Origin of the sequence: Flavonifractor sp. DFI.6.63 (assembly GCF_024462255.1) — a bacterium.
GTDB classification, from domain to species: Bacteria; Bacillota; Clostridia; order Oscillospirales; family Oscillospiraceae; genus Lawsonibacter_A; species Lawsonibacter_A hominis.
The window spans coordinates 1-21,615 of sequence record NZ_JANGBE010000037.1 but is presented as its reverse complement, the minus strand read 5'-3'; the positions used below and the strand labels follow the sequence as shown (position 1 = coordinate 21,615).

Below are 21,615 nucleotides of genomic sequence, written 5' to 3'. Positions count from 1 at the left end.
GGAGCAGCGCCCGCGCGCAGGGGCCCGGCGTCACATCAGCTTTTTCAGGGTGGAGATCCGTTTGGCTCCATAGGGCGGATAGCGCACGGGAAGATCCAGGCGGCCCTTTTTCAGAATGCTTTTCTCATGGGTAAAGGTGTCGAATCCCGCCTTGCCGTGGCACCGGCCCATGCCGGAATTGCCCACCCCTCCGAAAGGCATCCGGGGCGTGGCCAGATGGACCACCGTGTCGTTGACGCACCCGCCGCCGAAGCACAGCCGCCCCAGCACCTGCCGCTCCACGGCCCGGCTGCGGGTGAACAGGTACAGGGCCAGGGGCCGGGGCTTGCCCTGGAGACGGCCGACCAGCGCATCCAGGTCGGAATAGGTCAGCACCGGCAGGATGGGGCCGAAGATCTCTTCCCCCATCACCGCGTCCTCTTCGGTCACGTCCACCAGCACCGTGGGGGCGATGCGCAGGCGTTCCCGGTCGGTCTGCCCGCCGTGGGCGGTGCGTCCGCTCTCCAGCAGCCGGCACAGCCGGTCGAAGTGTTTTCGATTGACGATTCGCGGCAGGTCCTCCCCCGCCAGGGGGTCGGGCCCGTAAAAGCGCCGGATCTGCCGCCCCATGGCCTCCACCAGCTTCTCCCGCATCCCCTCCGGGACCCACACATGGTCCGGGGCCACGCAGGTCTGGCCGGCATTGACGCACTTGCCCCAGACGATGCGGGCCGCCGCCAGCTCCACGTCGGCATCGGCGGCCACGATCACCGGGGATTTTCCGCCCAGCTCCAGGGTCACCGGCGTCAGGTGCTCCGCCGCCGCGGCCATGACGGCCCGGCCCACCGCAGGGCTGCCGGTGAAGAAGATGTAGTCGAAGCGCTGCTCCAGCAGCGCGGCGTTCTCCCCTCGGCCCCCCTCGATCACCGTGATATACTCCGGGGGATAGAGCCGCCCCAGCAGTCCGGCCAGCGCGCGGGAGCTGGCCGGCGCATAGGCCGAAGGCTTGACCACCGCGCAGCACCCGGCGGCGATGGCGGATACCAAGGGGGCCAGGGTGAGAAAGAGCGGATAATTCCAGGGGGCCATGATCAGCGCCACGCCGTAGGGCTCCCGATACACCGTGCTCTTGGACGGGAAGTGGGCCAAGGGGGTGCTGCGCCGGGCGGGCCGGGCCCAGGCGCGCAGGTGCTTGCGGGCCATGCGCACCTCCCCCAGCGTGAGGGCCAGCTCGCACATATAGCCCTCGTAGGGGTCCTTGTTCAGGTCGGCCTTGAGGGCGGCGAGGAGCTCCTCCTCCCAGCGCGCCAGCCCCAGCTCCAGCCGGGTGAGCATCTCCAGCCGGAACGTCAGGGGACGGGTGGCCCCGCTCTCAAAATAGCGCCGCTGGGCGGCGACGGTCTGCTGCATAGGCTCCTCCTTTTCCGGGCGCGCGCCGCGGGCGCTTCTCCGCTGTTTCACTTCAGCCGCTCCTCCACCGCTTTGGCAAAGCTTCGAAAGGCGTTCGGCACGGCGTACTCCGCGCGCAGCGCCTCCCCGTCCGCCCAGACCCAGCCCGGAGGCAGCTCCGGTCCCGCGGCCTGCACCACCACCGAGCGCATGCGCCATTCGATGTGGGAGAAAATGTGCTTTCCCGCCGGGCCGTCGGCCAGCGCGGCGGCCTCCACGGGGCAGGGGGCGGGCGCAGGCTCGTTGGGGTACTCCCAGAGCTTTGCCAGCAGGCCCCGCGCCGGACGGCGGCGCAGCGCGACCCGGTTTTCAAAAAAGATCAGGAACACCGTGCGCTCCTCCACCCGCCGCGCCGCTTTTCCTCCCTTGACGGGCAGTTCCCCCGTCCGCTCCCCGATCCGGGCGGCGCAGAAGGCATGGGCCGGACAGCGCCGGCACAGCGGCGCGCCGTTGGGCAGGCAAACCGTAGCGCCCAGCTCCATCAGGGCCTGATTGAAATCGCCCGGCATGCTTTGGGGCAGGATAGACAGCAACGCCGCGCGCATGCGGCTTTTGGTCTCCGGCCGGGCGATGTCCCCGCGGTCGCCGGTGATCCGGGCCACGACCCGCAGCACGTTTCCGTCCACCGCCGGGACGGGGCGGCCGAAGGCGATGGAGGCGATGGCCCCCGCCGTGTACTCCCCGATGCCGGGGAGCGACAGAATGGCCTCATAAGTGTCCGGAAAGCGCCCGCCGAAGTCCTCCACGATGGTCCGCGCGGCTTTTTGCAGGTTGCGGGCCCGGTTGTAATACCCCAGCCCCTGCCACAGCTTCAGCAGCCGGTCCTCCTCCACCGCCGCCAGCGCCTGTACCGTGGGCAGCTCCTCCAGAAAGCGGCGGTAGTAGTCCAGCACCGCCGCCACCCGGGTCTGCTGGAGCATGATCTCGCTGATCCAGACGTGGTAGGGGGTGGGGTCGCTGCGCCAGGGCAGCGTCCGCGCGTTGTCCCGGTACCACTCCAGCAGGGGCAGGGGCAGTTGTTCCAAGGATTTCAAACCGAATCCCTCCGTGTGCTTCGATTGCATGCGCCATCATTATATATGGAAGCAAAACTTTTTTCAATCCATGCAATGAAAACGTCCCGCTGGAACGTCTAATCATCGGAACGTCTTGAAAGGGGGCGCCGCCCTTGCAGGAACAGGAGTATATCGAGCGCGTGGAGGCTCTGAAGGGGAAGCTCTACCGCACCGCCTATCTCTATCTGGGCAGCGAAGCCCACGCCCTGGACGCGGTGGACGAGACCGTGTACAAGGGCCTTTGCGCCCACAAAAAGCTGCGTCAGCCGGAGTATTTCGACACCTGGCTGACCCGTATCCTCATCAACGTCTGCAATACCGAGCTGCGCCGCCGCAGGCGCGAGATCGCGGTGCCCGAGCTGCCTGAGACGGCGGCGCAGGCATATGACGCGCTGCCCCTGCGTCAGGCCGTGGGCCGTCTGCCCCGGGAACTGCGTGCGGTGATCACCCTTCGTTATTTTCAGGGGCTGACCCTGGCGGAGACCGCCCGGGCCCTGGGCCTGCCGCCCGGCACCGTGTCCACCCGGCAGCGGAAAGCCCTGTCCCTGTTGAAGCTGGAATTGAGCGAGGAGGTTTGAACATGGACCGCATGGAAGAATACGCCGCCCTGCAAGCACAGCTGGAAGAGCATCCGTCCGCGCTGGCGTATACCGTGCAGCGGGCCAGGGCCCGCCGGGCGCGCCGCCGGCGCCTGCGCCGCTTTGGCGTGCCTCTGGGGAGCCTTGCCGGGGCCATGGCCCTGTTCGTATTGCTGGTAAACCTGTCCGCGCCCTTTGCGCTGGCCTGCTCCCACATCCCGCTCTTAAAGGAGCTGGCCGCCGCGGTATCCTTCTCCCCCACCCTCTCCACCGCCGTGGAGCACGACTACGCCCAGCGCATCGACCAGACCCAAAGCGCCAACGGCGTCACCATGACGCTGAACTACCTCATGGCGGACCCGGCCCAGCTGATCTTTTTCGTCACCGTCACCGGTCCGGAGGACGCCTCCCTCATGGAGCTTCGTCCGGAGCTGAAGGGCCCCGACGGGGAGGAACTGGAGGGCTTTTCTCTTATGAGCAGCAGCGTCGCCCCCGGCGAGCTGTCCAACGCCATCACCGCGGCCATCGGTACGGAGGACTTCGCCTTCCCCGAGACCCTGCGCCTGGACTGTGAAGTCCGCGCCTATCTTCCCGGCGTTACCGACCCCGAAAGCTGGACGCCGGACGCCCGCTTTACCTTCGAGTTCCCCCTGGACGCCCGCTTCCGGGAACAGGGGCGCGCCCTCGCCTTGGACCGCTGGGTGGAGCTGGACGGCAACCGCATCCGCCTGGTCTCTCTGGAGCTCTACCCCACCCACGCCCGGCTGAATCTGGAACAGGACCCGGACAACGCCGAGCAGCTCCAGACCCTGGACTTCTACCTGGAGGACGAGAACGGCGTGCGCTACGAGAAGGGCTCCGCCAGCGGGCTGGCCTCCATGGGGGACACCTATCTTTGCGAAAGCCCCTTCTTCCGGGACCCGAAGCATCTGACGCTTCACATCACCCAGGCCACCTGGCTGGCCCCGGAGCGGGAATACGTGGCGCTGGACCTGGAGCGCGGTACGGCGCTGGACGCGCTGCCCGAGGATATGCACCTCAGCGTCCACCGCATCGGCCGGCAGGTGGGCCTCGCCCTCATCGCCCCCGACCCGCCCGGCAATACGGAGACGTTCCACGCCTCCTATCAGCTCTTCGGCGGCCATTACCGTTCGCCCGACGGGGAGACGCACGACCTGAACTGCTCCAGCACCATTTCCTCCGGAGGCCTCTGGTGGGGGACGGAGGATGAAACGGAACTGCCGGAAGGCTATTTCGCCACGGAGCTGATCCTCGAGGATTACCCCTGGGACACCGTGGAGCTGGCGCTGTACTTCTCCCGCCGCACCGAGTTCCCCGTCCCCGTGGCGTTTGATCTGACCTAAACGCGGCGCCGCCGCCATCCTGGTCTTCGGATGGCGGCGGCGCCGCGTTTACGCGTTGTGCTCGTGCAGGAGCTGCTCCAGGGCGTTGCGGATCATTTCGTCGCAGTGCTCCTTGCGCTGCATGCCCTTCTCCCGGCCCAGCGCCAGCAGCTTGGCGCAGTCCAGCGCCCCGTTCTCCGCCCGGAAGGCGTCCTTGAATTGCTTGGCCCGCTCCTCCCCGGCGCCGGTCATGCCCAGCACCATCAGCGCCCCGGTCACCGCGCCGCAGACCGAACCCATCTTCATACCGCCGCCGAACTGGCTGCCCAGCCGGTAGGCCGTCTCCTCGCTGATGCCGCACTCCCGGCAGAACGGGATCAGCACCGACTGGCAGCAGTTGTAGTGTACGCTGGTGTCGGCGCGCAGGGCCTCCAGCTTTTCCTGTTTGGTCATGACGGTTCCACTTCCTTCTCAAAAATCAAGTCGCCCTGCACGCTCTCTCCGCCGCAGGGCGGCATTCCGGTCGGACCATACGCCCGCTCCGGTCCCCCGTCTCAGTTGAACATGTCCGGGTTTTCCGCAAACAGGCGCCTCACCCGTGCCAGCAGCGCTCCGTGCTCCGGCCGCTGCAGCCCGGGATCGGAGCGCAGCAGCTCCTCGGCCGCCTGCTGCGCCTGCTTGAGCAGGCGCACGTCCCCCGCAAGGTCCGCGATGCCCAGCTGGGGCAGGCCGTGCTGCCGCTGGCCGAAGAAATCGCCGGGTCCCCGCAGCTTCAGGTCCTCTTCCGCTATTTTAAACCCGTCCGCGGTCTTTGACAAGACCCGCAGCCGTTCCCGGCTCTCCGGGTGCTGCGTGCCGGTGACCAGCACGCAGTAGGACTGGTGCTTTCCCCGGCCCACCCGGCCCCGGAGCTGATGGAGCTGGGACAGGCCGAAGCGCTCGGCGTTCTCCACCACCATCAGGGCGGCGTTGGGCACGTCCACCCCCACCTCGATCACGGTGGTGGACACGAGCACGTCGATCTCCCCCGCGGCAAAGGCGCGCATGACGCCCTCCTTGTCCCGGCTCTTCATCCTCCCATGGACCAGGCCAACCCGCAAATCGGGAAAGACCTCGTTTTGCAGGTACTGCGCGTAAGGCACGGCGGCGGTCAGCGCGGCAGAGGGCGCCGCCTCCGGCGGCCCGTCCGGTCCCGCCGCGGGGGGGCGTGTATCCTCCGCGCGCTCCTGCGTCTCCTCCACGGCGGGACAGACAAGGTAGGCCTGACGCCCCTCTCCCACCAGCCGGCGGACAAACCCGTACATCCGCTGCCGCTTGTCCTCGCCCACGACATAGGTCTCCACCGGCGTGCGGCCGGGGGGCAGCTGGTCGATCACGCTCACATCCAGGTCCCCATAAATGATGAGGGCCAGGGTACGTGGGATGGGGGTGGCGGACATGACCAGCACGTGGGGCGTCCGGCCCGCCTTTGCCGCCAGCGCGGCCCTTTGGGCCACGCCGAAGCGGTGCTGCTCGTCGGCCACCGCCAGGCCCAGGTTTGCAAAGGCCACCGCCTCGCTCAACAGGGCGTGGGTACCCACGACCAGGTCGATCTCCCCACGCTCCAGCGCGGCATAGACTCCTTTCCGGGCCGTCCCCTTCACCGAACCGGTCAGCAGCCCCAGGCGCACCCCCGCGGGGGCAAGCAGAGGCTCCAGAGAGCGGAAATGCTGCTCGGCCAGCAGCTCCGTGGGGGCCATCAGGGCGCACTGGAAGCCGCTCCGCGCGGCCAGCCAGGCTCCAAAGGCCGCCACCATGGTCTTGCCGGAGCCCACGTCCCCCTGCACCAGCCGGTTCATCGGCGCGCCGGAGGCGGTATCCGCCGCCACCTCCTCCATCACCCGCCGCTGGGCGCCGGTGAGGGGGAAGGGCAGCAGCGCCTCAAACTCTGCCAGGGGCGCGCGCCGGAACGCCGCTCCCGCCGCCTGTTCCCGCCGGGTACGCAGCAGCGCCAGGCCGCAGGTAAGGGTAAACAGCTCTTCGAAGATCAGCCGCCGCCGGGCCTGCTCCAGCGCGGTCTCGCTCTCCGGAAAGTGGACGCTGCGGCAGGCGCAGGCCGCGCCGCACAGGCCGTTATCCCGCAGCACCTCCGGCGGCAGGCTCTCCGGCGTCTCGTCCGCGCACGCCTCCACGCAGCGCAGGGTCAATCCTGCCAGCAGGTTGTTGGAGACCCCTTTGGTCAAGGGGTAGACCGGCAGGATGCGCCCGGTGAAGCGGCTGCACTCTGCCCGCTCGAAGGCCGGGTTGGTCATGCTCCGGGATCCGGCGCTCCCCTCCACGGCCCCGTAGAAAACATAATCCTCCCCGGTGCGCAGGGCGTCTCTGATATAATCCTGATTAAAAAAGGTGACCGTGGCCGCGCCGGTGTCGTCTGCGATACGCACCTTGGTCAGGGTCAGGCCCTTGCGGATGCGGGAAAGGCGGGGCGGCTGGGCCACTGTGGCCCGGATGCACACCGGTATCCCCTCCGGGGCCTGGCAGAGCTTCACGGTCCTCCGCCGGTCCTCATAGGAGCGGGGATAGTAGCTCAGCAGATCCCCTACGGTCCGCAGCCCCAGTTTCTCCAGGCTCCGCTTCCGGGCCGGGCCTACCCCAGGCAGTTCCCCCACGCCGGTGGATAAGCGCAGCGTCATCGTCTCCCCCCTCTGCAAATGCTCCATCGCTGTGCGCAGTATAGCATATTTGGGTCGGCCGGGCAAGGGATGTAGTTTTTGCCGCGAAAACCGTAGTATATGGGTGAAGCCGGAAAGGAGGCGGTACGATTGCTGTAAGAGAAAAAAATCATTGCTTTGTTTTTCGAGCGCTCAGAACAGGCCATACGGGAGCTGGATAATCGATACGGAAAAATCCTCTGCAATTTTTCGTATCATTTCCCGGCTACCGGAATATCCCATTGTCATGAAAATGTTCGGCGTTGACCCAGCCCTTGGTCCGCAACTCATGGGGTAGATTGGAAATGTGCGCCGTTTCCAATTTAAGAAAGCCCTGGCAGCATACGCCGGGATTGACTCCCCGCCAAATGGCTCCGGTGATGTTAATGCGATTTTTGCGATTAAACGCCCATCCCCAAATTAGGAAAAGGGCGGTAAAATAACCTCGGGTAACAGGAAATGGGAAACTCATACACGTCATGGACGATATCAGATGAGTTGTGGGAAGCAGTGAGGGATGAGATTCCCCCAAGGGAACGCGATCCGAAAAAGGCCTATAAGAACAAGCCCGGCCAGGGACGGCCACCTCTGCCTGCCCGAAAAGCCCTGGAAGGGATATTCTATGTCTTGCGGACAGGCTTCCAGTGGAAAGCTGTTGCGAAAGAATACGGAAGTGGAAGCGCAGTTCATCTTCCATCACGAAAGGGGTTGTTTTGTGCGAAAGCATCTCACGGTTGTCCACTTCAGCCCCACCGGCGGCACCCGCAGGGCAGCTCTGCTGCTGGCGGAGGGGCCGGCCAGGCGCATCGACGAGCTGGACCTCACTCTCCCCGCACCGACGGGCCGGACCTTCGGCCCGCAGGACGCGGTCCTCTTTGCCGGGCCGGTCTTCGGCGGCCGGTTGTCCGCCCTCATGACGCAGCGGCTCAAAAACCGTACCGGTGAAGGTACGCCGGCCGTCACCGCCGCCGTCTATGTCAACCGTGCCTTTGAGGACGCCCTGCTGGAGCTGAACGATTGCGTGGCGGCCCAGGGATTCCGGGTGGCCGCCTCCGCCGCGCTGGTAGCGGAGCGCTCCATCTCCCGGGCCGTCCCCGCCGTGTCGGAGACCTGCACCGCCTGCGGCCTGCGCACCGCCCAGTGTCCGGCCCGGTCCATCTCCCCGGACGACCCGAAGCACACTGACCCGGAGCGCTGCTTTTTGTGCATGCGCCGCATCGCCCGGTGCTCCCAGCACGCCAAGGCTTATCCGGCAAAGTCCAAGGCCATGGTGGACCAGCGCCTCGCCCCTCTCCGGACGGTCCGGCGGAAAAACGCGCTGCCCGTGTGACCGGCCCCGTCAAAAAGATGCCTCTTGGCCTGCGGGTCAAGAGGCGTCTTTTTATCTTCAAACCTTCACGCAGGGTAGGCTGGCTCGGATGAGCAGCCCGCCGGCGGAGACATTTTCGGCGCTGATGCTGCCGCCGTGGGCCCGGATGATGCTCTTGCAAATGGACAATCCCAGGCCGGAGACCTTCCGCCCCGGGTCAGAGGTATACAACGGCTCGAAGATCTGCTGGAGCAGCGCGGGCGCCACGCCCCTGCCGTTGTCCTGGAACCGCAGCACCAGCTCCTCTTCCTCCTTCCGGCACTGGAGCCGCAGCTCCAGATGGCCGGTTTCCGCGTGCTGAAAGCTGTTCCCGATTAAATTTCCCAAAAACCGGCGCATGTGCTCCCAGTTGCAGATGACCTGTTCCTGGGGACACTGGCAGTCCACTTGAAACGTCACCCCGGCGTCGGAGAGCTCGTCCTCGTACTCCTCCCGCAGCCGCCGGCACAGCTCCTCCGCCGTCATCAGCCGCATAGGGGCCGTGTCCCGCAAACCCACATCCAGGTAGTCATCGAACTCATCCACCACAGACTTGATGCGCAGGGCCTTCTCATAAACCCGGTCCAGGTACTGCCGCTGCTTTTCCGGGGGCAGGTCCGCCGAGTGCAGGCGCTCGGAATAGCCCAGCACCGAGGTCAGCGGGGTCTTGATGTCGTGGGAGATGGAGGCAATGAGCTGGTGCTCGGCCTTTTCCTTGCACTCCAGCACCCCCGCCAGATCGGCAAAGGCGTTTTGCAGCTTGCCCACCTCGTCCTGCCGCTCGCTGCGCTCGGGCCGCTCCCCCTTTTCCGAGTAGCAGCGCATGGTCTTGCGCAGCCGGACGATGGGGGCCACCAGCACCAGGTACATGATGACCGCCACCACCAGGAACACGCAGACGTTGAAGGCGGCCAGACCGATCAGGGCCTCCCGCTGGAGGGAGCGGCTCAGCTCATTGCGCTGCATGGCCCGTACCCACAGCAGCAACTCCACCCGCCGCCCGCCAGTCAGCTCCACCTGCACGGCGGAGGCGGCCACCAAGCCCGCCTGGCTCTCCTCCGGCATCCGGGCGTAGAGGAGTTCCTCCCCGCTGCCCCGGACCATGCCGTAGAGGTCCCGCTCGGACAAATAGCGCTCCAGCGCCCGGAAATCTCCGTCGCAGCCCTCCAGGAAGGTGGCGGCCTGCCGGGCATCCTCCTGCGCGCCGGAGAGCACCTGGTAGTAGGTATTCCCGGCATACCGTCCCAGGTAGGCCAGAAAGCACCCGCACATCACCGCCCAGCTCAGCACCGCCAGCGCCACCAGAGCCAGGAGCATCTTCCGGGACAGATGGGCGCTCAGCCAGCCTACGCCGGGAAAGCGCCCGCGTTTGGTTTTCTGCTCCATGTTATCCCTTCTCTGCCTCTTCCTCCGCAAACCAGCTCTGGGTCACAAAGCGATAGCCGGATCCCCACACCGTCTTGATGTAGCGCCACTCCGGGTCCAGCTTGCTGCGCAGGTTCTTGATGTTGATGGCCACGGTGCCCACGTCGCCGTAGTCGGTCCGCCACACGTCGTGGAAGATACGGTCCCGGGACAGGGTCTCCCCGGCGTGGCGCATCAGGTAGGTCAAAAGCTCCAGTTCCCGGGTGGACAGGTCCACCGGCGCTCCCGCCTTGGTCACCGTCAGCTTTTCCGGGTCCAGGAGAATGGCGCCGATCTGGATGGGGCCGCCGACGGGGCGGCCCGGGGCGGAGCGCTCCTGCCGCCGCAGATGGGCCTGCACCCGGGCGGCCAGCTCCTCCAGGGCAAAGGGCTTGGTCAGATAGTCGTCCGCCCCCAGGTCCAGCCCCTTCACGATGTCCTTCACCGAATCCTTGGCGCTGAGGAACAGGATGGGGCAGTCCACCCGCCCCCGGATCTGCCGGCACACCTCCAACCCGCTGAGGCCCTTCATCATAATGTCCAGTAAGATCAGGTCGAAGCGCCCCTCCTCCACGCGCCGGAGCGCTTCCTCCCCGGAGCGGACGGCCGTCACCTCCAGGCCCTTCTCCTCCAGCACGTCGGAGACCAGCAAAAGAATGGATACGTCGTCGTCTACCAAAAGGATCTTCTCTTGCATCCCGCCGCGCCTCCTTTCCCTTTGATGATACCACAGCCGGGCCGGGCCAAACCATGAAGAATCATTAAGATTAGAGTAGCCGCTTGCCTCTGCGCTGTCAAGCCTGTCCGTTTATTAAGAATTATAAGGATCGGCCCGGTTCTGTTGACTCTTGGACGGCACGACATTAAGATGGAAAAATCCTTAAGGCGGCCGGGCCCGGCCGCCGGTATCCGATTTGGGAAGGTGACTGCTTTGCTTGAGAAAATTGCCCATGCGCTGACACGAAAGCCAAAACTGGTGGTTTTGATCGCGGTCCTGCTTCTGATCCCCAGCATCCTGGGGGCCGTTGCCACCCGTATCAACTACGACATCCTCACCTATCTGCCCCCCGACCTGGACTCCTCCAAGGGCGAGGCTCTGCTGGAAGAGCCCTTCCACATGGCGGCCACCACCATGCTCATCGTGGAGGATATGCCCCCCGAGTACACTAATCAGCTCCGCCGGGACGTTGAGCAGGTCCCCGGCGTCAGCAGTGCCGTGTGGGTATCCTCCCTGGTGGGCATCCAGATCCCCCAGGAGATGATCCCCGAGGATCTGCGGGAGACCTTCTTCTCCGGCAGCTCCACCATGATGATCGTCCAGTACGACATGCCCGGCGCTTCGGAGCAGACCATGCAGGCCATCTCCCAAGTGCGCAGTCTCTGCAACCAGCGCTGCTTCCTGGCCGGGTTCTCTGTCCTCATCAAGGACACCAAGGACCTGGTGGATCAGGAGCTGCCCGTCTACATCCTGCTGGCCGTGGCGCTCTCCTTCATCGCCATGTCCCTTACCATGGACTCCTGGCTCCTCCCTCTGGCCTTCCTTATGAGCATTGGCCTGGCCATTCTCTACAACTTCGGCACCAATATTTTTCTGGGGCAGATTTCCTACATCACAAAGGCCATCGCCGCCGTGCTCCAGCTGGGTGTGACCATGGACTACTCCATCTTCCTCTACCACCGCTATGAGGAAGAGCGGGCCAACCACGACGACAACCGGGACGCTATGGCCAAGGCCATCGTGGCCGCCTTCACCTCCCTGTCGGGCAGCTCCCTGACCACCATCGCCGGCTTCCTGGCCCTGTGCGCCATGCGGCTGCTGCTGGGCAAGGACATCGGCATCGTCATGGCCAAGGGCGTGGTACTGGGGGTGGCCACCGTGGTGCTGGTCCTCCCCGCCATCCTGCTGGTGCTGGACAGAGGCATCCGCAAATACCACCACAGAACTCTCAACCTGAACTTCGACCGGGTCAACCGCTTTATGGTCCGCCACCGCAAGACCTTCGTAGCCCTCTTCCTTGTGCTCTTCCTCCCGGCGGTGTACGCCCAGAGCCATGCCGCCGTCTACTATAAGCTGGATGAGGCTCTGCCGCAGGATCTGCCCTCCATTGTGGCCACCAACAAGCTGAAAAACGACTACGACATGGCCACCTCCCACTTCATCGTCTTTCGGGACGATTTGAGCCACAACGCCCTGAAAAAAATGGAGGAAGCGGTGGACGCCGTACCCGGCGTCACCTCAGTGCTGGCCTACGACAAGCTCATGAGCGCCGCCGTACCAGATTTCTTTGTCCCCCAAGAGCTCAAGGATTTGTGCAAAAAGGACGGCCTCCAGCTCATGATGGTCAACTCGGCCTATCCCGCCGCCTCCGATGAGGTGGCCCAGCAGCTGGATGCTATCGACGGCATTGTCAAGTCGCTGGATCCGAATGCCTACATCACCGGCGAGGCGGCTCTCACCAAGGATCTCATCTCCACCGCCGCCGTGGACTTCAAGATAACCAACTATATCTCGGTGGCCGCCATCTTCCTCATCGTGGCCATTCTCTTCCAGTCCATCTCGGTGCCGCTGCTGCTGGTGGCCGCCATCGAGCTGGCCATCTTCATCAACCAGGGCGTGTCCTACTTCACCGGCGCGGTCGTCCCCTTCGTGGCGCCCACCATCATCGGCTGCGTCCAGTTGGGCGCCACGGTGGACTACGCCATCCTCATGACCACCCGCTTCCGGGAGGAGATTCAGAAGGGGCGGGAGCGGAAAGAGGCCATCTATGTGGCGGCCGCCGCCTCCGACAACTCCATCCTCACCAGCGCTCTGGTGCTCTTCTGCGCCACGCTGGGCGTGGGCACCGTCTCCAAAATCGAGATCATCAGCAGCCTTTGCCTGATGTTGGCCCGGGGCGCCATTATCTCCGCCGTGATGAGCGTGTTCATCCTCCCCTCCCTGCTGGCCGTCTGCGAGCCCGTCATTGCCCGCACCAGCCGCTGGTGGCGGACACCCAAGCCCCTGAAGGTCCCTCAGGTCCGGAAGGCTCTGGCGGCCAAGGCCGCCGGGACCGAGACGCTGCCGGGGGCCCCCGCCGGTCAGCCTGCGCCGGAGGCCCCCGAAAAAGACCCCGCCGCCGCTGAAAAACACTGAAAGGAGATCGTTCCCTATGAAAACTGCCTATCGGCGCCCCATGGCGTTGCTCCTCGCCGCCGTTCTGGCCGCCGCCCCGCTGTGCACCTCTGCCCTGGCCGCGGGAGCGTTGGAGCCCGTCTGCGACGAGTCCTATTACGCCACCCTGGACTACTACGGCGGCCTGATGGATGCCAGCGTGGTCAAGAGCTACCAGACCAACGGCCACACCAGCCTCACCGATCACGGCGCCTACGACGCCATCATCAACCTCACCGACGACCGGGTCCCCACCGTGTCCAACGGCACGGTCACCTTTGATCTGGGAGAAGACGCCCCGTCCCGGTTCTACTTCGAGGGCAAGACCCAGCAGCCCTTCCACAGCCTGCCCTGGACCTTCTCGGTGTCCTATAAGCTCAACGGCGCCCCGGCCCTGGCCGAGGACCTTGCAGGCAAGACCGGCCTGGTGGAGATCGACCTGGACGTGCTGCCCAACCCCAGCGCCTCGGAGTACAGCCGCAACAACCTGGTTCTCACCGCCGCCACTGCCTTCAACGCCGACGACATTCTCTCTCTGGAGGCCCCGGGGGCTGAGGTCCAGCTCGTGGGCAACCTGCGCACCGTTCTGTTCATGGTCATGCCCGGCGAGGAGCAGCACTTCGCCATCCGGGTGGGCAGCGACGACTTTTCCTTCTCCGGCCTGGTGCTGCTGGCCGTCCCCGCCACCCTTCAGCAGCTCGACCAGATCGCGGACCTGCGGCAGGCCAAGGAAAAGGCGGAGGACTCCTATGACGCCATCAATGACAGCATGGACATAATACTCAACACCCTGGACGGCATGAGCGGCAGCCTCAGCGCCACCGCCAGCGGTCTGGACCGGCTCAACGCCGCCCGGGGCACCATCTCCAGCGGCAAGGGGCAGGTCTATGACAGCGCCGACGCCGCTCTGGCCGAGCTGGATGCCCTGAACGGCGCCCTGGCCCCCCTGACCGGCCACTTGGACACCGCCTCTCAGGCCCTGACCGACACCACCGGCACCCTCACCGCCCTGACGGAAAACGCCGTGGCCCTCAAGCCCGAGCTCTCCGCCGCCCGGACGTCCATCCAGAACCTCCAATCCGACGCCAAAAAGCTCAAAGAGCTGGCGGACAGCATCGAATCCTACAACAAGGAGGCCACCCAGATCGCCGGGAACCTGGAGAGCGACTTTGACGACATGAGCGACGCTCTGGCCAAGCTGGAGAGCAGTCTGGCCAAGCTGGAGAGCGCTTTGAAGGGCGCCAAGGGGGTCTCTGAGGTGGGGACCATCCACATCGGCGGCTTTACCTCCTCGGAGCAGATCCTGAAAAAGCTGGAGGAGGTTCAGTCCGGAAAGGCCGCCTACGACCAGATGCTGGCCGCCGGACTGCTGCCGGCGGGCACCACCTTTGAGCAGTTTTTGATGCTCCCCACGGAGATGGGCGGCCCCGGCAAGACCGCCGAGGAGGCCCAGATGGCCGTAAGGCTGCTGGAGATGTCCCAGGAAGCCGACTTTGAAGAGCAGCTCAAGCTGCTGGACACTGCCAACAGCGCCATCCCCGGGGTCAACGACAAGATCGGCGAGATCAACTCCCTGGTCTCCGGCCTGGCCAAGCCCACCGCCAACGTGGTGGACGACCTCCAGGGCCTCACCATCGCCCTGGGCGAGGATGGCCTCAGCGACGATCTGACCCGCCTGTCCAAGCTGGCTTCCGATCTTTTAAAGGACCAGAAGGACCACGGGGGAGACGCTGCCGGACTGCTGGACCACCTGGACGAGCTGGGCGGCCTGGCCGACCGGGTGACCCAAAACGCCGATGCCGCCCTGGACCTGGTGCAGAAGCTGGACGACACCCTGAACACCTACGAGCCCCAGGCCCAGCAGGCCCTGACCGACGCCAGGGCCCTCTCCGACACCGCTCAGGCGGCCCTGAAGAACACCCACGCCTTTCTCTCCTCGGCGGAGTCCCTGTTGAAGCGGGGCGGCCCCAGTCTGGACGACGGCACCCGCCAGACCCTCAGCGGACTCAGCGACGCTCTGCGCCGCTCCACCGCCGGGCTGGACCAGACCGGCACCATCCGCAGCGCCAAGGACACCATCACCGACCTCATTGACGACGAGTGGGACAGCCACACCGGCGGGGACAACAACCTGCTGCTGATGGATGCCGGGGCGATCCCGGCCTCCCTCACCTCGGAGCAGAACGGCAATCCCCAGAGCATTCAGTACATCATGCGCACCCAGGAGATCAAGGTGGAGGAGGAGTCCCAGCAGGCCCCCTCCCAGCAGAGCGCCGATCAGGGCACCTTCTGGAGCCGCGTCGCCGCCATGTTCCGGGACTTCTGGAACGCCATCACCGGCCTGTTCCGCAAATAAGGGTCTTTCATCCCCTCCCGTCCTGCCGGCGGGAGGGGATGACTCTACAGAGTGCCACCGAGATGAAATGGACCGGGCTGCGCCTGCTGTTCCTGCCGTCAAAACAGGCGCTCCATTGCCGGCCAAATGGATTCCGTTTGATGAGTGGCCGCCCTTGGGCTGTTTCTTTTTCGTTATCCCTTTGTCAAGTCCAGAACGACCTCGGCGCAGCGCTCCAGCCCCAGCGCCCCGCTGTCCAGCGCCAGGTGATGTTCTGGCCATGCCCCACTCCCGGTCGGTAAAATGCTTGTAGTTTCCCCGCCGCCTCTTGTCCTTGTCCTGAAGCCGCTTTTTCGGGCTCTTATGGCTCTCACCGTAAACGGCAAGAGATTCGCGGGCGGCTCCAGTTCCCCACAATACCTGGCCCGGGCTTTCTCTGGAAGTGATTCTAAGGTGATTCGTAATTGCTTACCACGCCCTTTTCCATTGATATAGGGACATACGCCTTCTTTTCAGTTCACTGATAGTAAGCAGAGCAAGAGGAAGCGCGGGCATATCTGAAAAAATGAGCCGCGGATGAGAACATGAAGTGATCCCCCTGGAACAAAGAGCGCGAAGCACTGCCTAAGGATGCGGCGCTGTGTTTTTCCCCAAGGGGCGGCTGCTTGGAGCGGCGGCTTCCTGTACTTCCCGCCAAGATTTGCAATTTTACAGGAAAGTGATTGCAGAAACCGGTAGGCTCAGCTATAATGAAACTGAAAAGAGAAAACGGGAACGCACTTCCGGCAACGGCTGCCGGAAGTGAAGCAGGCAAGCGTATACCTGCTTCTTCTATATCCGCCGCTCCGGCGGGATACACGAAACTCTGACAAGGAAAGGAAGGATACGACAGCATGGCGGAATGCAAGTTTAACAAAGTCCTGGTTGCGAATCGCGGCGAAATCGCCATCCGCGTGTTCCGGGCCTGCTACGACCTGGGTCTGCACACGGTGGCCATGTATTCCAACGAGGACACCTACAGCCTGTTCCGCACCAAGGCGGACGAGGCCTACCTCATCGGCGAGAACAAATCGCCCCTGGGCGCTTATCTGGATATCCCAGGCATCATCGATCTGGCGAAGCGCCGCAATGTGGACGCCATCCACCCCGGCTACGGCTTTTTGTCCGAAAACGCGGACTTTGCCAAGGCCTGCGAGGACGCGGGCATCACCTTTATCGGCCCCTCTTCCCAAATTCTGGCCCAGATGGGTGACAAGCTCACGGCCAAATCCATTGCCAGGGCCTGCCGGGTACCGACCATCCCCGGTTCCGACCAGCCGCTGAACGACGCCGAGGAAGCCCTGGCAAAAGCCAAGGAATACGGCTTTCCCATCATCCTTAAGGCCGCCGGCGGCGGCGGCGGCCGCGGCATGCGGCGCTGCGACAAGCCGGAAGAGGTCATCCCCGCCTTTCATCTGGTAAAGGGCGAGGCCAAAAAGGCCTTCGGCAACGAGGATATCTTTATCGAAAAATACCTGGTGGAACCCAAACATATCGAGATCCAGATCCTGGGCGACAAGCATGGCAACGTAGTGCACCTGTACGAGCGGGACTGCTCGCTCCAGCGCCGCTATCAGAAAGTGGTGGAGTTCGCCCCCGCCTGGAGCGTGCCGGAGGCTACCCGCGCCAAGCTCTATGCGGACGCCGTCAAGGTGGCCAGGCACGTGGGCTACGTCTCCGCGGGCACGGTGGAATTCCTGGTGGACAAGAACGGCAATCACTACTTCATTGAGATGAATCCCCGCATCCAGGTGGAGCACACCGTCACCGAGATGGTCACCGGCGTGGATCTGGTGCGGGCCCAGATCCTCATTGCCGAGGGTCTCCCCCTCTCCACCCCCGAGATCGGCATTCCCAGCCAGGATGCGGTGCACCTCAACGGCTACGCCCTCCAGTGCCGGGTCACCACCGAGGACCCGGCCAACCACTTCGCCCCCGACACCGGCAAGATCACCGCCTACCGCTCCGGCGGCGGCTTCGGCGTCCGGCTGGACGGCGGCAACGCCTATACCGGCGCGGTCATCTCCCCTTACTACGACAGTCTGCTGGTCAAGGTCACCTCCTGGGACAATACCTTCCAGGGCGTGTGCCGCAAGGCCATGCGCGCCATCAGCGAGGAGCACGTCCGGGGCGTGAAGACCAATATTCCCTTCGTCACCAATATCCTGGCCCACCCCACCTTTCAGTCCGGGGCATGCCACACCAAGTTCATCGACGAGACGCCCGAGCTCTTCGATATCGACACCGGCAAGGACCGCGCCACCAAGATTCTCAAATACATCGCCCAGATTCAGGTGGATAACCCCTCCGCCGAGCGGGCCCAATTGGACATCCCGCGCTTTCCGCCCTACGAGAATACCCCGCCCAGGTGCACCGGCCTCAAACAGCTGCTGGATGAAAAGGGGCCCGAGGCGGTGCGCGACTGGGTGCTGGGGCAGAAAAAGCTGCTGATTACCGACACCACCATGCGCGACGCGCATCAGTCCCTGCTGTCCACCCGGGTGCGTACCCGCGACATGCTCAAGGGAGCGGAAGGCACGGCGGAGATTCTGAACGACTGCTTCTCGCTGGAGATGTGGGGCGGCGCCACCTTCGACGTGGCCTACCGCTTCCTCCACGAGTCCCCCTGGGAGCGGCTGCGGCTGCTGCGGGAGAAAATCCCGAATATCCCCTTCCAGATGCTGCTGCGGGGCGCCAACGCCGTGGGCTACACCAACTATCCCGATAACCTGATCCGCGCCTTCATCAAGGAGGCCGCCGCCGGCGGCATCGACGTATTCCGGGTCTTCGACTCTCTGAACTGGCTGCCCGGCATGGAGGTGGCCATGGACGAGGTGCTCAGGCAGGGCAAGCTCTGCGAGGCCGCCGTCTGCTACACCGGCGATATTCTGGACCCCAAGCGGGATAAATACACCCTGCAGTACTACGTGGATATGGCCAAACAGCTGGAACAGCGGGGCGCGCATCTGCTGTGCATCAAGGATATGTCCGGCCTGCTCAAGCCCTATGCGGCCAGGAGGCTGGTCGCCGCCCTCAAGCAGGAGGTGGGCATCCCCATCCACCTGCACACCCACGACACCTCCGGCAACCAGGTGGCCACCTATCTGATGGCGGCCGAGGCCGGCGTGGACATCGTGGACTGCGCCATCGACTCCATGTCCTCCACCACCAGCCAGCCCTCCATGAATGCGGTGGTGGCCTCGCTGAACGGGCAGGAGCGGGATACCGGGCTGGACAGCGGGAAGCTGCAGAAGCTCTCCGACTACTGGGCCGACGTGCGCCTGCGCTACGCCAGCTTTGAGGCCGGGATCAAAAACCCCTCCACCGATATTTACCGCTATGAGATGCCCGGCGGCCAGTACACCAACCTCAAGAGCCAGGTGGAGAGCCTAGGCCTCGGCCACCAGTTCGAAGACGTCAAGGAGATGTACGTCCAGGTCAACCACATGCTGGGCGACATCGTGAAGGTCACCCCCTCCTCCAAGATGGTGGGCGATCTGGCCATCTTCATGGTACAGAACGGCCTGACCCCCGAGAATATCGTGGCGCGGGGGGAGGCCCTCACCTTCCCCGATTCCGTGGTCAGTTACTTCAAGGGCATGATGGGCCAGCCCGCCTGGGGCTTCCCGGAAGATCTGCAAAAAGTGGTCCTCAAGGGGGAGGCGCCCATTACCTGCCGTCCCGGCGAGCTGCTGGAGCCCATCGACTTTGAAAAGGCGCGGGAAGAGGTACGCAAATTCTACCCCAATGCCGACGACCACAACGTCATCTCCTGGTGCCTGTACCCGAAGGTGGTGGAGGACTTCTACCGCCACCGTCAGGCCTACGGCTATATCATGCGCATGGGCAGCCATGTCTTCTTCAACGGCATGGCTCTGGGCGAGACCAACAAGATCAACATTGAGGACGGCAAGACCCTGGTCATCAAATACGTGGGCCTGGGCGACCTGAACGAGGACGGCACCCGCAACGTCCACTTCGAGCTCAACGGCATGCGCCGGGAGGTGGCAGTGCCCGACCAGAACGCCGAAGCCCAGGTGAAGCACGTCACCCTGGCCGACCCCTCCGACAAAAGCCAGGTGGGCGCCTCCATCCCCGGCATGGTATCCAAGATCAGTGTCAAGCCCGGCGATCCGGTGGAGGAGAATCAGGTCCTGGCCGTCATCGAGGCCATGAAGATGGAGACCTCCGTGGTGGCCCGCATGAAGGGCACCGTGGATCAGGTGCTCATCAAAGAGGGCGGCAGCGTCAAGGCCGGCGAACTGCTCATCACCATCCGGTAAGACCTGCTCCCGCGCCTGTCTCGCCTTTCACGCCGCGCTCCTGCACACACGGCGGCCCGCTGCCTGGCGTTGCATTCAAATGAACCTGAAACGGGGCCGGTCTGCAGACCGGCCCCGCCGTTTTCCTCCCTGCCGATTTCCGTCATTTATAAGGAGGTTTTCATGGAAACGATTCTCCACCTGCTTCCCCTCCCCGCGGACGGCCAGGACGCGTTCCGCGCCGCCGCGCCGGAAGCGCGTCACATCTTCCTTCCAACCGACGATCGGGGCGGTCTCCGGGACCTTGCTCCGGAATTGTTCCAGCAGACCACGATCCTGTTTGGCTTCGTACCTCCGGACCGGCTTCGCCGCTTTTCGCACCTTAAATGGGTCCAGAGCTGGAATGCGGGGGTGGACTCCTACCTGGCCCCCGGCGTACTGCCGGAGGGCGCCATGCTTACCTCCGCCGCTGGGGCCTACGGTCCCGCTGTATCCGAGCATATGCTGGCCATGCTGCTGGCCCTCTATAAGCGTCTTCCCGCCTACCGGGACCAGCAGAGCTCCCATATCTGGGCCGACCGGGGGCCCGTATCCACGCTTCACGGCAAGACGGTCTTGATCGGCGGCGCCGGCGACATCGGCCGCCATTTTGCTCTTCTGGCCCGGGCGCTTGGCGCGTCCCGGATTTTGGGCCTGTGCCGCAGCGCCCGGGATGTGCAGGGATTGGACCAGGTCTACGCGCTGGATGCGCTGGATATGCTGCTTCCCAAGGCCGATGTGGTGGCCCTGGCCCTGCCCCATGCCCCGGAAACGGTCCGTCTGTTCGACCGCCGCCGTCTGATGCGGATGAAGCCGCGTGCGGTGCTGCTCAATGCGGGCCGCGGCTCCGCCGTGGACTGCGCCGCGCTGGCGGAGCTTCTCTCCGCCGGGCATCTGCTGGGGGCCGGACTGGACGTCACCGATCCGGAGCCTCTGCCGCCGGATCATCCGCTCTGGGACGCGCCCAATGTCCTCATCACGCCCCACACTGCCGGGGGCTACAACCACATGCAGCTGACGCTGGACCGCATCCGGGCTCTTTTCCTGGATAACCTGAAGCGCTATGTCGCCGGAGAGCCCCTCCGCAACCGGATGCGCTGATTCGGGCCGCGCTCTGCATTTCCACGGCCCCGGCGCGCTGCTTTCTCTGGTTCGACAGCATAGTTTTCCAATTTATGGTATCCTTCTCAAAAAGGAGGCCCTGCCATGAAACGCGCCGCCGTTTTGCTGTCCGCCCTGCTTCTGCTGCTCCCTGCCGCCCGGGCCCAGCCGTCCCCGGTCACACGCATTCAGTTGATCTGTGCTCTTTGGGTCTGGGGCGGGTCCGTCCCTTACGATGCCGCCGGCCCCTTTTCCGATGTCACGCAGGAAGACGACGGCGCCACCGCCGTCGCCTGGGCCTACGATCTGGGCATCCTTCTCGGCACCGGCGGCGGACGCTGTTCCCCGTACCGCCCGGTCACTCGGGAGGAAACCGCCGTCCTGCTCCGCCGGTATGCGGCCCGTCTGGGCCGGGACACCTTTCTTCCCGACGGTGTGGCCGCCTGCAACGACTATGAGGGCATCTCCCCATGGGCGGACGATTCTCTCTACTGGGCGGCCGATACCGGTCTCATCGATTGGTCCCCGGGCGGCCGCTTGGATCCCGGCGGCACGCTCACTCCGGACGCATTGGAAAACATCCTCATCCGTTTTTCCGGTCTTTCCTGCCCTTAAGGCGGCCGATAACGCCTTGCCGGCAAAGCTGCGGCCCGCCGCGCGCCTGCGGGCGGGACCTCTGCGCGTTTTTTTGACAAATGAAAGGGCCGGAGGTTTTTTGAACCGCCCCCGATTGTGCGGACAGCACAAAAACGCCCCTAATATAGGACTATGAGATTTTCAAGCAGCAAACTGGCGGCGCAATTCCAGAGGCGTCAGTTTTGTTTTTGATTGAATGCGCTGGT

Annotated in this window: 14 protein-coding genes and 2 pseudogenes; 10 read left to right on the top strand and 6 right to left on the bottom strand. The window is 64.5% G+C overall.

Annotation, left to right across the window (positions count from 1 at the left end):
• Nucleotides 1–30: 30 nt before the first annotated feature.
• Entirely contained in the window at nt 31–1,389 is a 1,359-nt protein-coding gene (locus NE547_RS15355; protein WP_186908619.1) for an aldehyde dehydrogenase, read from the bottom strand.
• Between the two features lie 47 nt (nt 1,390–1,436).
• A complete protein-coding gene (gene mutY, locus NE547_RS15350) occupies nt 1,437–2,462 on the bottom strand; it encodes an A/G-specific adenine glycosylase (protein ID WP_186908620.1) in 1,026 nt (341 codons plus the stop codon).
• A gap of 134 nt (nt 2,463–2,596) precedes the next feature.
• On the opposite strand from mutY, the gene NE547_RS15345 reads away from it, so the two are divergent.
• Together NE547_RS15345 and NE547_RS15340 are read left to right on the top strand one after the other, a co-directional pair.
• Nucleotides 2,597–3,061: a sigma-70 family RNA polymerase sigma factor gene (locus tag NE547_RS15345; RefSeq protein ID WP_186908621.1), complete on the top strand. Its 465-nt coding sequence runs from the start codon at nt 2,597–2,599 to the stop codon at nt 3,059–3,061.
• Nucleotides 3,062–3,063: 2 nt separating this feature from the next.
• Nucleotides 3,064–4,425, top strand: coding sequence for a DUF4179 domain-containing protein (locus NE547_RS15340; protein ID WP_256176345.1), 1,362 nt, complete (start codon nt 3,064–3,066; stop codon nt 4,423–4,425).
• 48 nt (nt 4,426–4,473) lie between these two features.
• Here NE547_RS15340 and NE547_RS15335 read toward each other — a convergent pair whose 3' ends face one another.
• Together NE547_RS15335 and recG are read right to left on the bottom strand one after the other, a co-directional pair.
• Nucleotides 4,474–4,857: a C-GCAxxG-C-C family protein gene (locus NE547_RS15335; protein WP_186908623.1), complete on the bottom strand. Its 384-nt coding sequence runs from the start codon at nt 4,855–4,857 to the stop codon at nt 4,474–4,476.
• Between the two features lie 101 nt (nt 4,858–4,958).
• Nucleotides 4,959–7,076, bottom strand: a complete 2,118-nt coding sequence (gene recG, locus NE547_RS15330; RefSeq protein WP_256176344.1) for an ATP-dependent DNA helicase RecG — start codon at nt 7,074–7,076, stop codon at nt 4,959–4,961.
• A 232-nt stretch (nt 7,077–7,308) separates the two neighbouring features.
• Here recG and NE547_RS15325 point away from each other — a divergent pair.
• From NE547_RS15325 to NE547_RS15315, 3 genes and pseudogenes are all read left to right on the top strand, one after another.
• A pseudogene (locus NE547_RS15325) lies at nt 7,309–7,482 on the top strand (transposase); the annotation flags it as partial.
• A gap of 71 nt (nt 7,483–7,553) precedes the next feature.
• Nucleotides 7,554–7,772 (top strand): annotated as a pseudogene (locus NE547_RS15320) (transposase); the annotation flags it as partial.
• A 37-nt stretch (nt 7,773–7,809) separates the two neighbouring features.
• The gene (locus tag NE547_RS15315; protein ID WP_186908625.1) at nt 7,810–8,424 is read left to right on the top strand and encodes a (4Fe-4S)-binding protein; all 615 of its coding nucleotides are present in this window, start codon (nt 7,810–7,812) and stop codon (nt 8,422–8,424) included.
• 57 nt (nt 8,425–8,481) lie between these two features.
• Here NE547_RS15315 and NE547_RS15310 read toward each other — a convergent pair whose 3' ends face one another.
• Nucleotides 8,482–9,828 carry a HAMP domain-containing sensor histidine kinase gene (locus tag NE547_RS15310; protein ID WP_256176343.1) on the bottom strand — a complete coding sequence of 449 codons (1,347 nt, stop codon included), beginning with the start codon at nt 9,826–9,828 and terminating at the stop codon, nt 8,482–8,484.
• Between the two features lies 1 nt (nt 9,829).
• Nucleotides 9,830–10,543 carry a response regulator transcription factor gene (locus tag NE547_RS15305; RefSeq protein WP_186908627.1) on the bottom strand — a complete coding sequence of 238 codons (714 nt, stop codon included), beginning with the start codon at nt 10,541–10,543 and terminating at the stop codon, nt 9,830–9,832.
• A 225-nt stretch (nt 10,544–10,768) separates the two neighbouring features.
• Here NE547_RS15305 and NE547_RS15300 point away from each other — a divergent pair, with 225 nt between their 5' ends.
• The 5 genes from NE547_RS15300 (at nt 10,769) to NE547_RS15280 (ending at nt 21,388) form a co-directional block, all read left to right on the top strand.
• Complete coding sequence (locus NE547_RS15300) at nt 10,769–12,979, top strand: RND family transporter (protein ID WP_369807632.1); 2,211 nt, start codon at nt 10,769–10,771, stop codon at nt 12,977–12,979.
• 16 nt (nt 12,980–12,995) lie between these two features.
• Nucleotides 12,996–15,353: a hypothetical protein gene (locus NE547_RS15295; RefSeq protein ID WP_256176342.1), complete on the top strand. Its 2,358-nt coding sequence runs from the start codon at nt 12,996–12,998 to the stop codon at nt 15,351–15,353.
• 872 nt (nt 15,354–16,225) lie between these two features.
• Nucleotides 16,226–19,654: a pyruvate carboxylase gene (locus NE547_RS15290; RefSeq protein ID WP_186908630.1), complete on the top strand. Its 3,429-nt coding sequence runs from the start codon at nt 16,226–16,228 to the stop codon at nt 19,652–19,654.
• 162 nt (nt 19,655–19,816) lie between these two features.
• On the top strand, nt 19,817–20,773 hold the full coding sequence (locus tag NE547_RS15285; protein ID WP_256176341.1) for a D-2-hydroxyacid dehydrogenase: 957 nt from the start codon (nt 19,817–19,819) through the stop codon (nt 20,771–20,773).
• Between the two features lie 105 nt (nt 20,774–20,878).
• On the top strand, nt 20,879–21,388 hold the full coding sequence (locus NE547_RS15280) for an S-layer homology domain-containing protein (RefSeq protein WP_256176340.1): 510 nt from the start codon (nt 20,879–20,881) through the stop codon (nt 21,386–21,388).
• Nucleotides 21,389–21,615 lie beyond the last annotated feature (227 nt).

Bases quoted from the DNA above. Each gene is read 5' to 3' on its own strand.
- NE547_RS15355 (WP_186908619.1), bottom strand. From the start codon at position 1,389: ATGCAGCAGACCGTCGCCGCCCAGCGGCGCTATTTTGAGAGCGGGGCC.
- NE547_RS15340 (WP_256176345.1), top strand. From the start codon at position 3,064: ATGGACCGCATGGAAGAATACGCCGCCCTGCAAGCACAGCTGGAAGAG.
- NE547_RS15335 (WP_186908623.1), bottom strand. From the start codon at position 4,857: ATGACCAAACAGGAAAAGCTGGAGGCCCTGCGCGCCGACACCAGCGTA.
- recG (WP_256176344.1), bottom strand. From the start codon at position 7,076: ATGACGCTGCGCTTATCCACCGGCGTGGGGGAACTGCCTGGGGTAGGC.
- NE547_RS15310 (WP_256176343.1), bottom strand. From the start codon at position 9,828: ATGGAGCAGAAAACCAAACGCGGGCGCTTTCCCGGCGTAGGCTGGCTG.
- NE547_RS15305 (WP_186908627.1), bottom strand. From the start codon at position 10,543: ATGCAAGAGAAGATCCTTTTGGTAGACGACGACGTATCCATTCTTTTG.
- NE547_RS15295 (WP_256176342.1), top strand. From the start codon at position 12,996: ATGAAAACTGCCTATCGGCGCCCCATGGCGTTGCTCCTCGCCGCCGTT.
- NE547_RS15290 (WP_186908630.1), top strand. From the start codon at position 16,226: ATGGCGGAATGCAAGTTTAACAAAGTCCTGGTTGCGAATCGCGGCGAA.
- NE547_RS15285 (WP_256176341.1), top strand. From the start codon at position 19,817: ATGGAAACGATTCTCCACCTGCTTCCCCTCCCCGCGGACGGCCAGGAC.
- NE547_RS15280 (WP_256176340.1), top strand. From the start codon at position 20,879: ATGAAACGCGCCGCCGTTTTGCTGTCCGCCCTGCTTCTGCTGCTCCCT.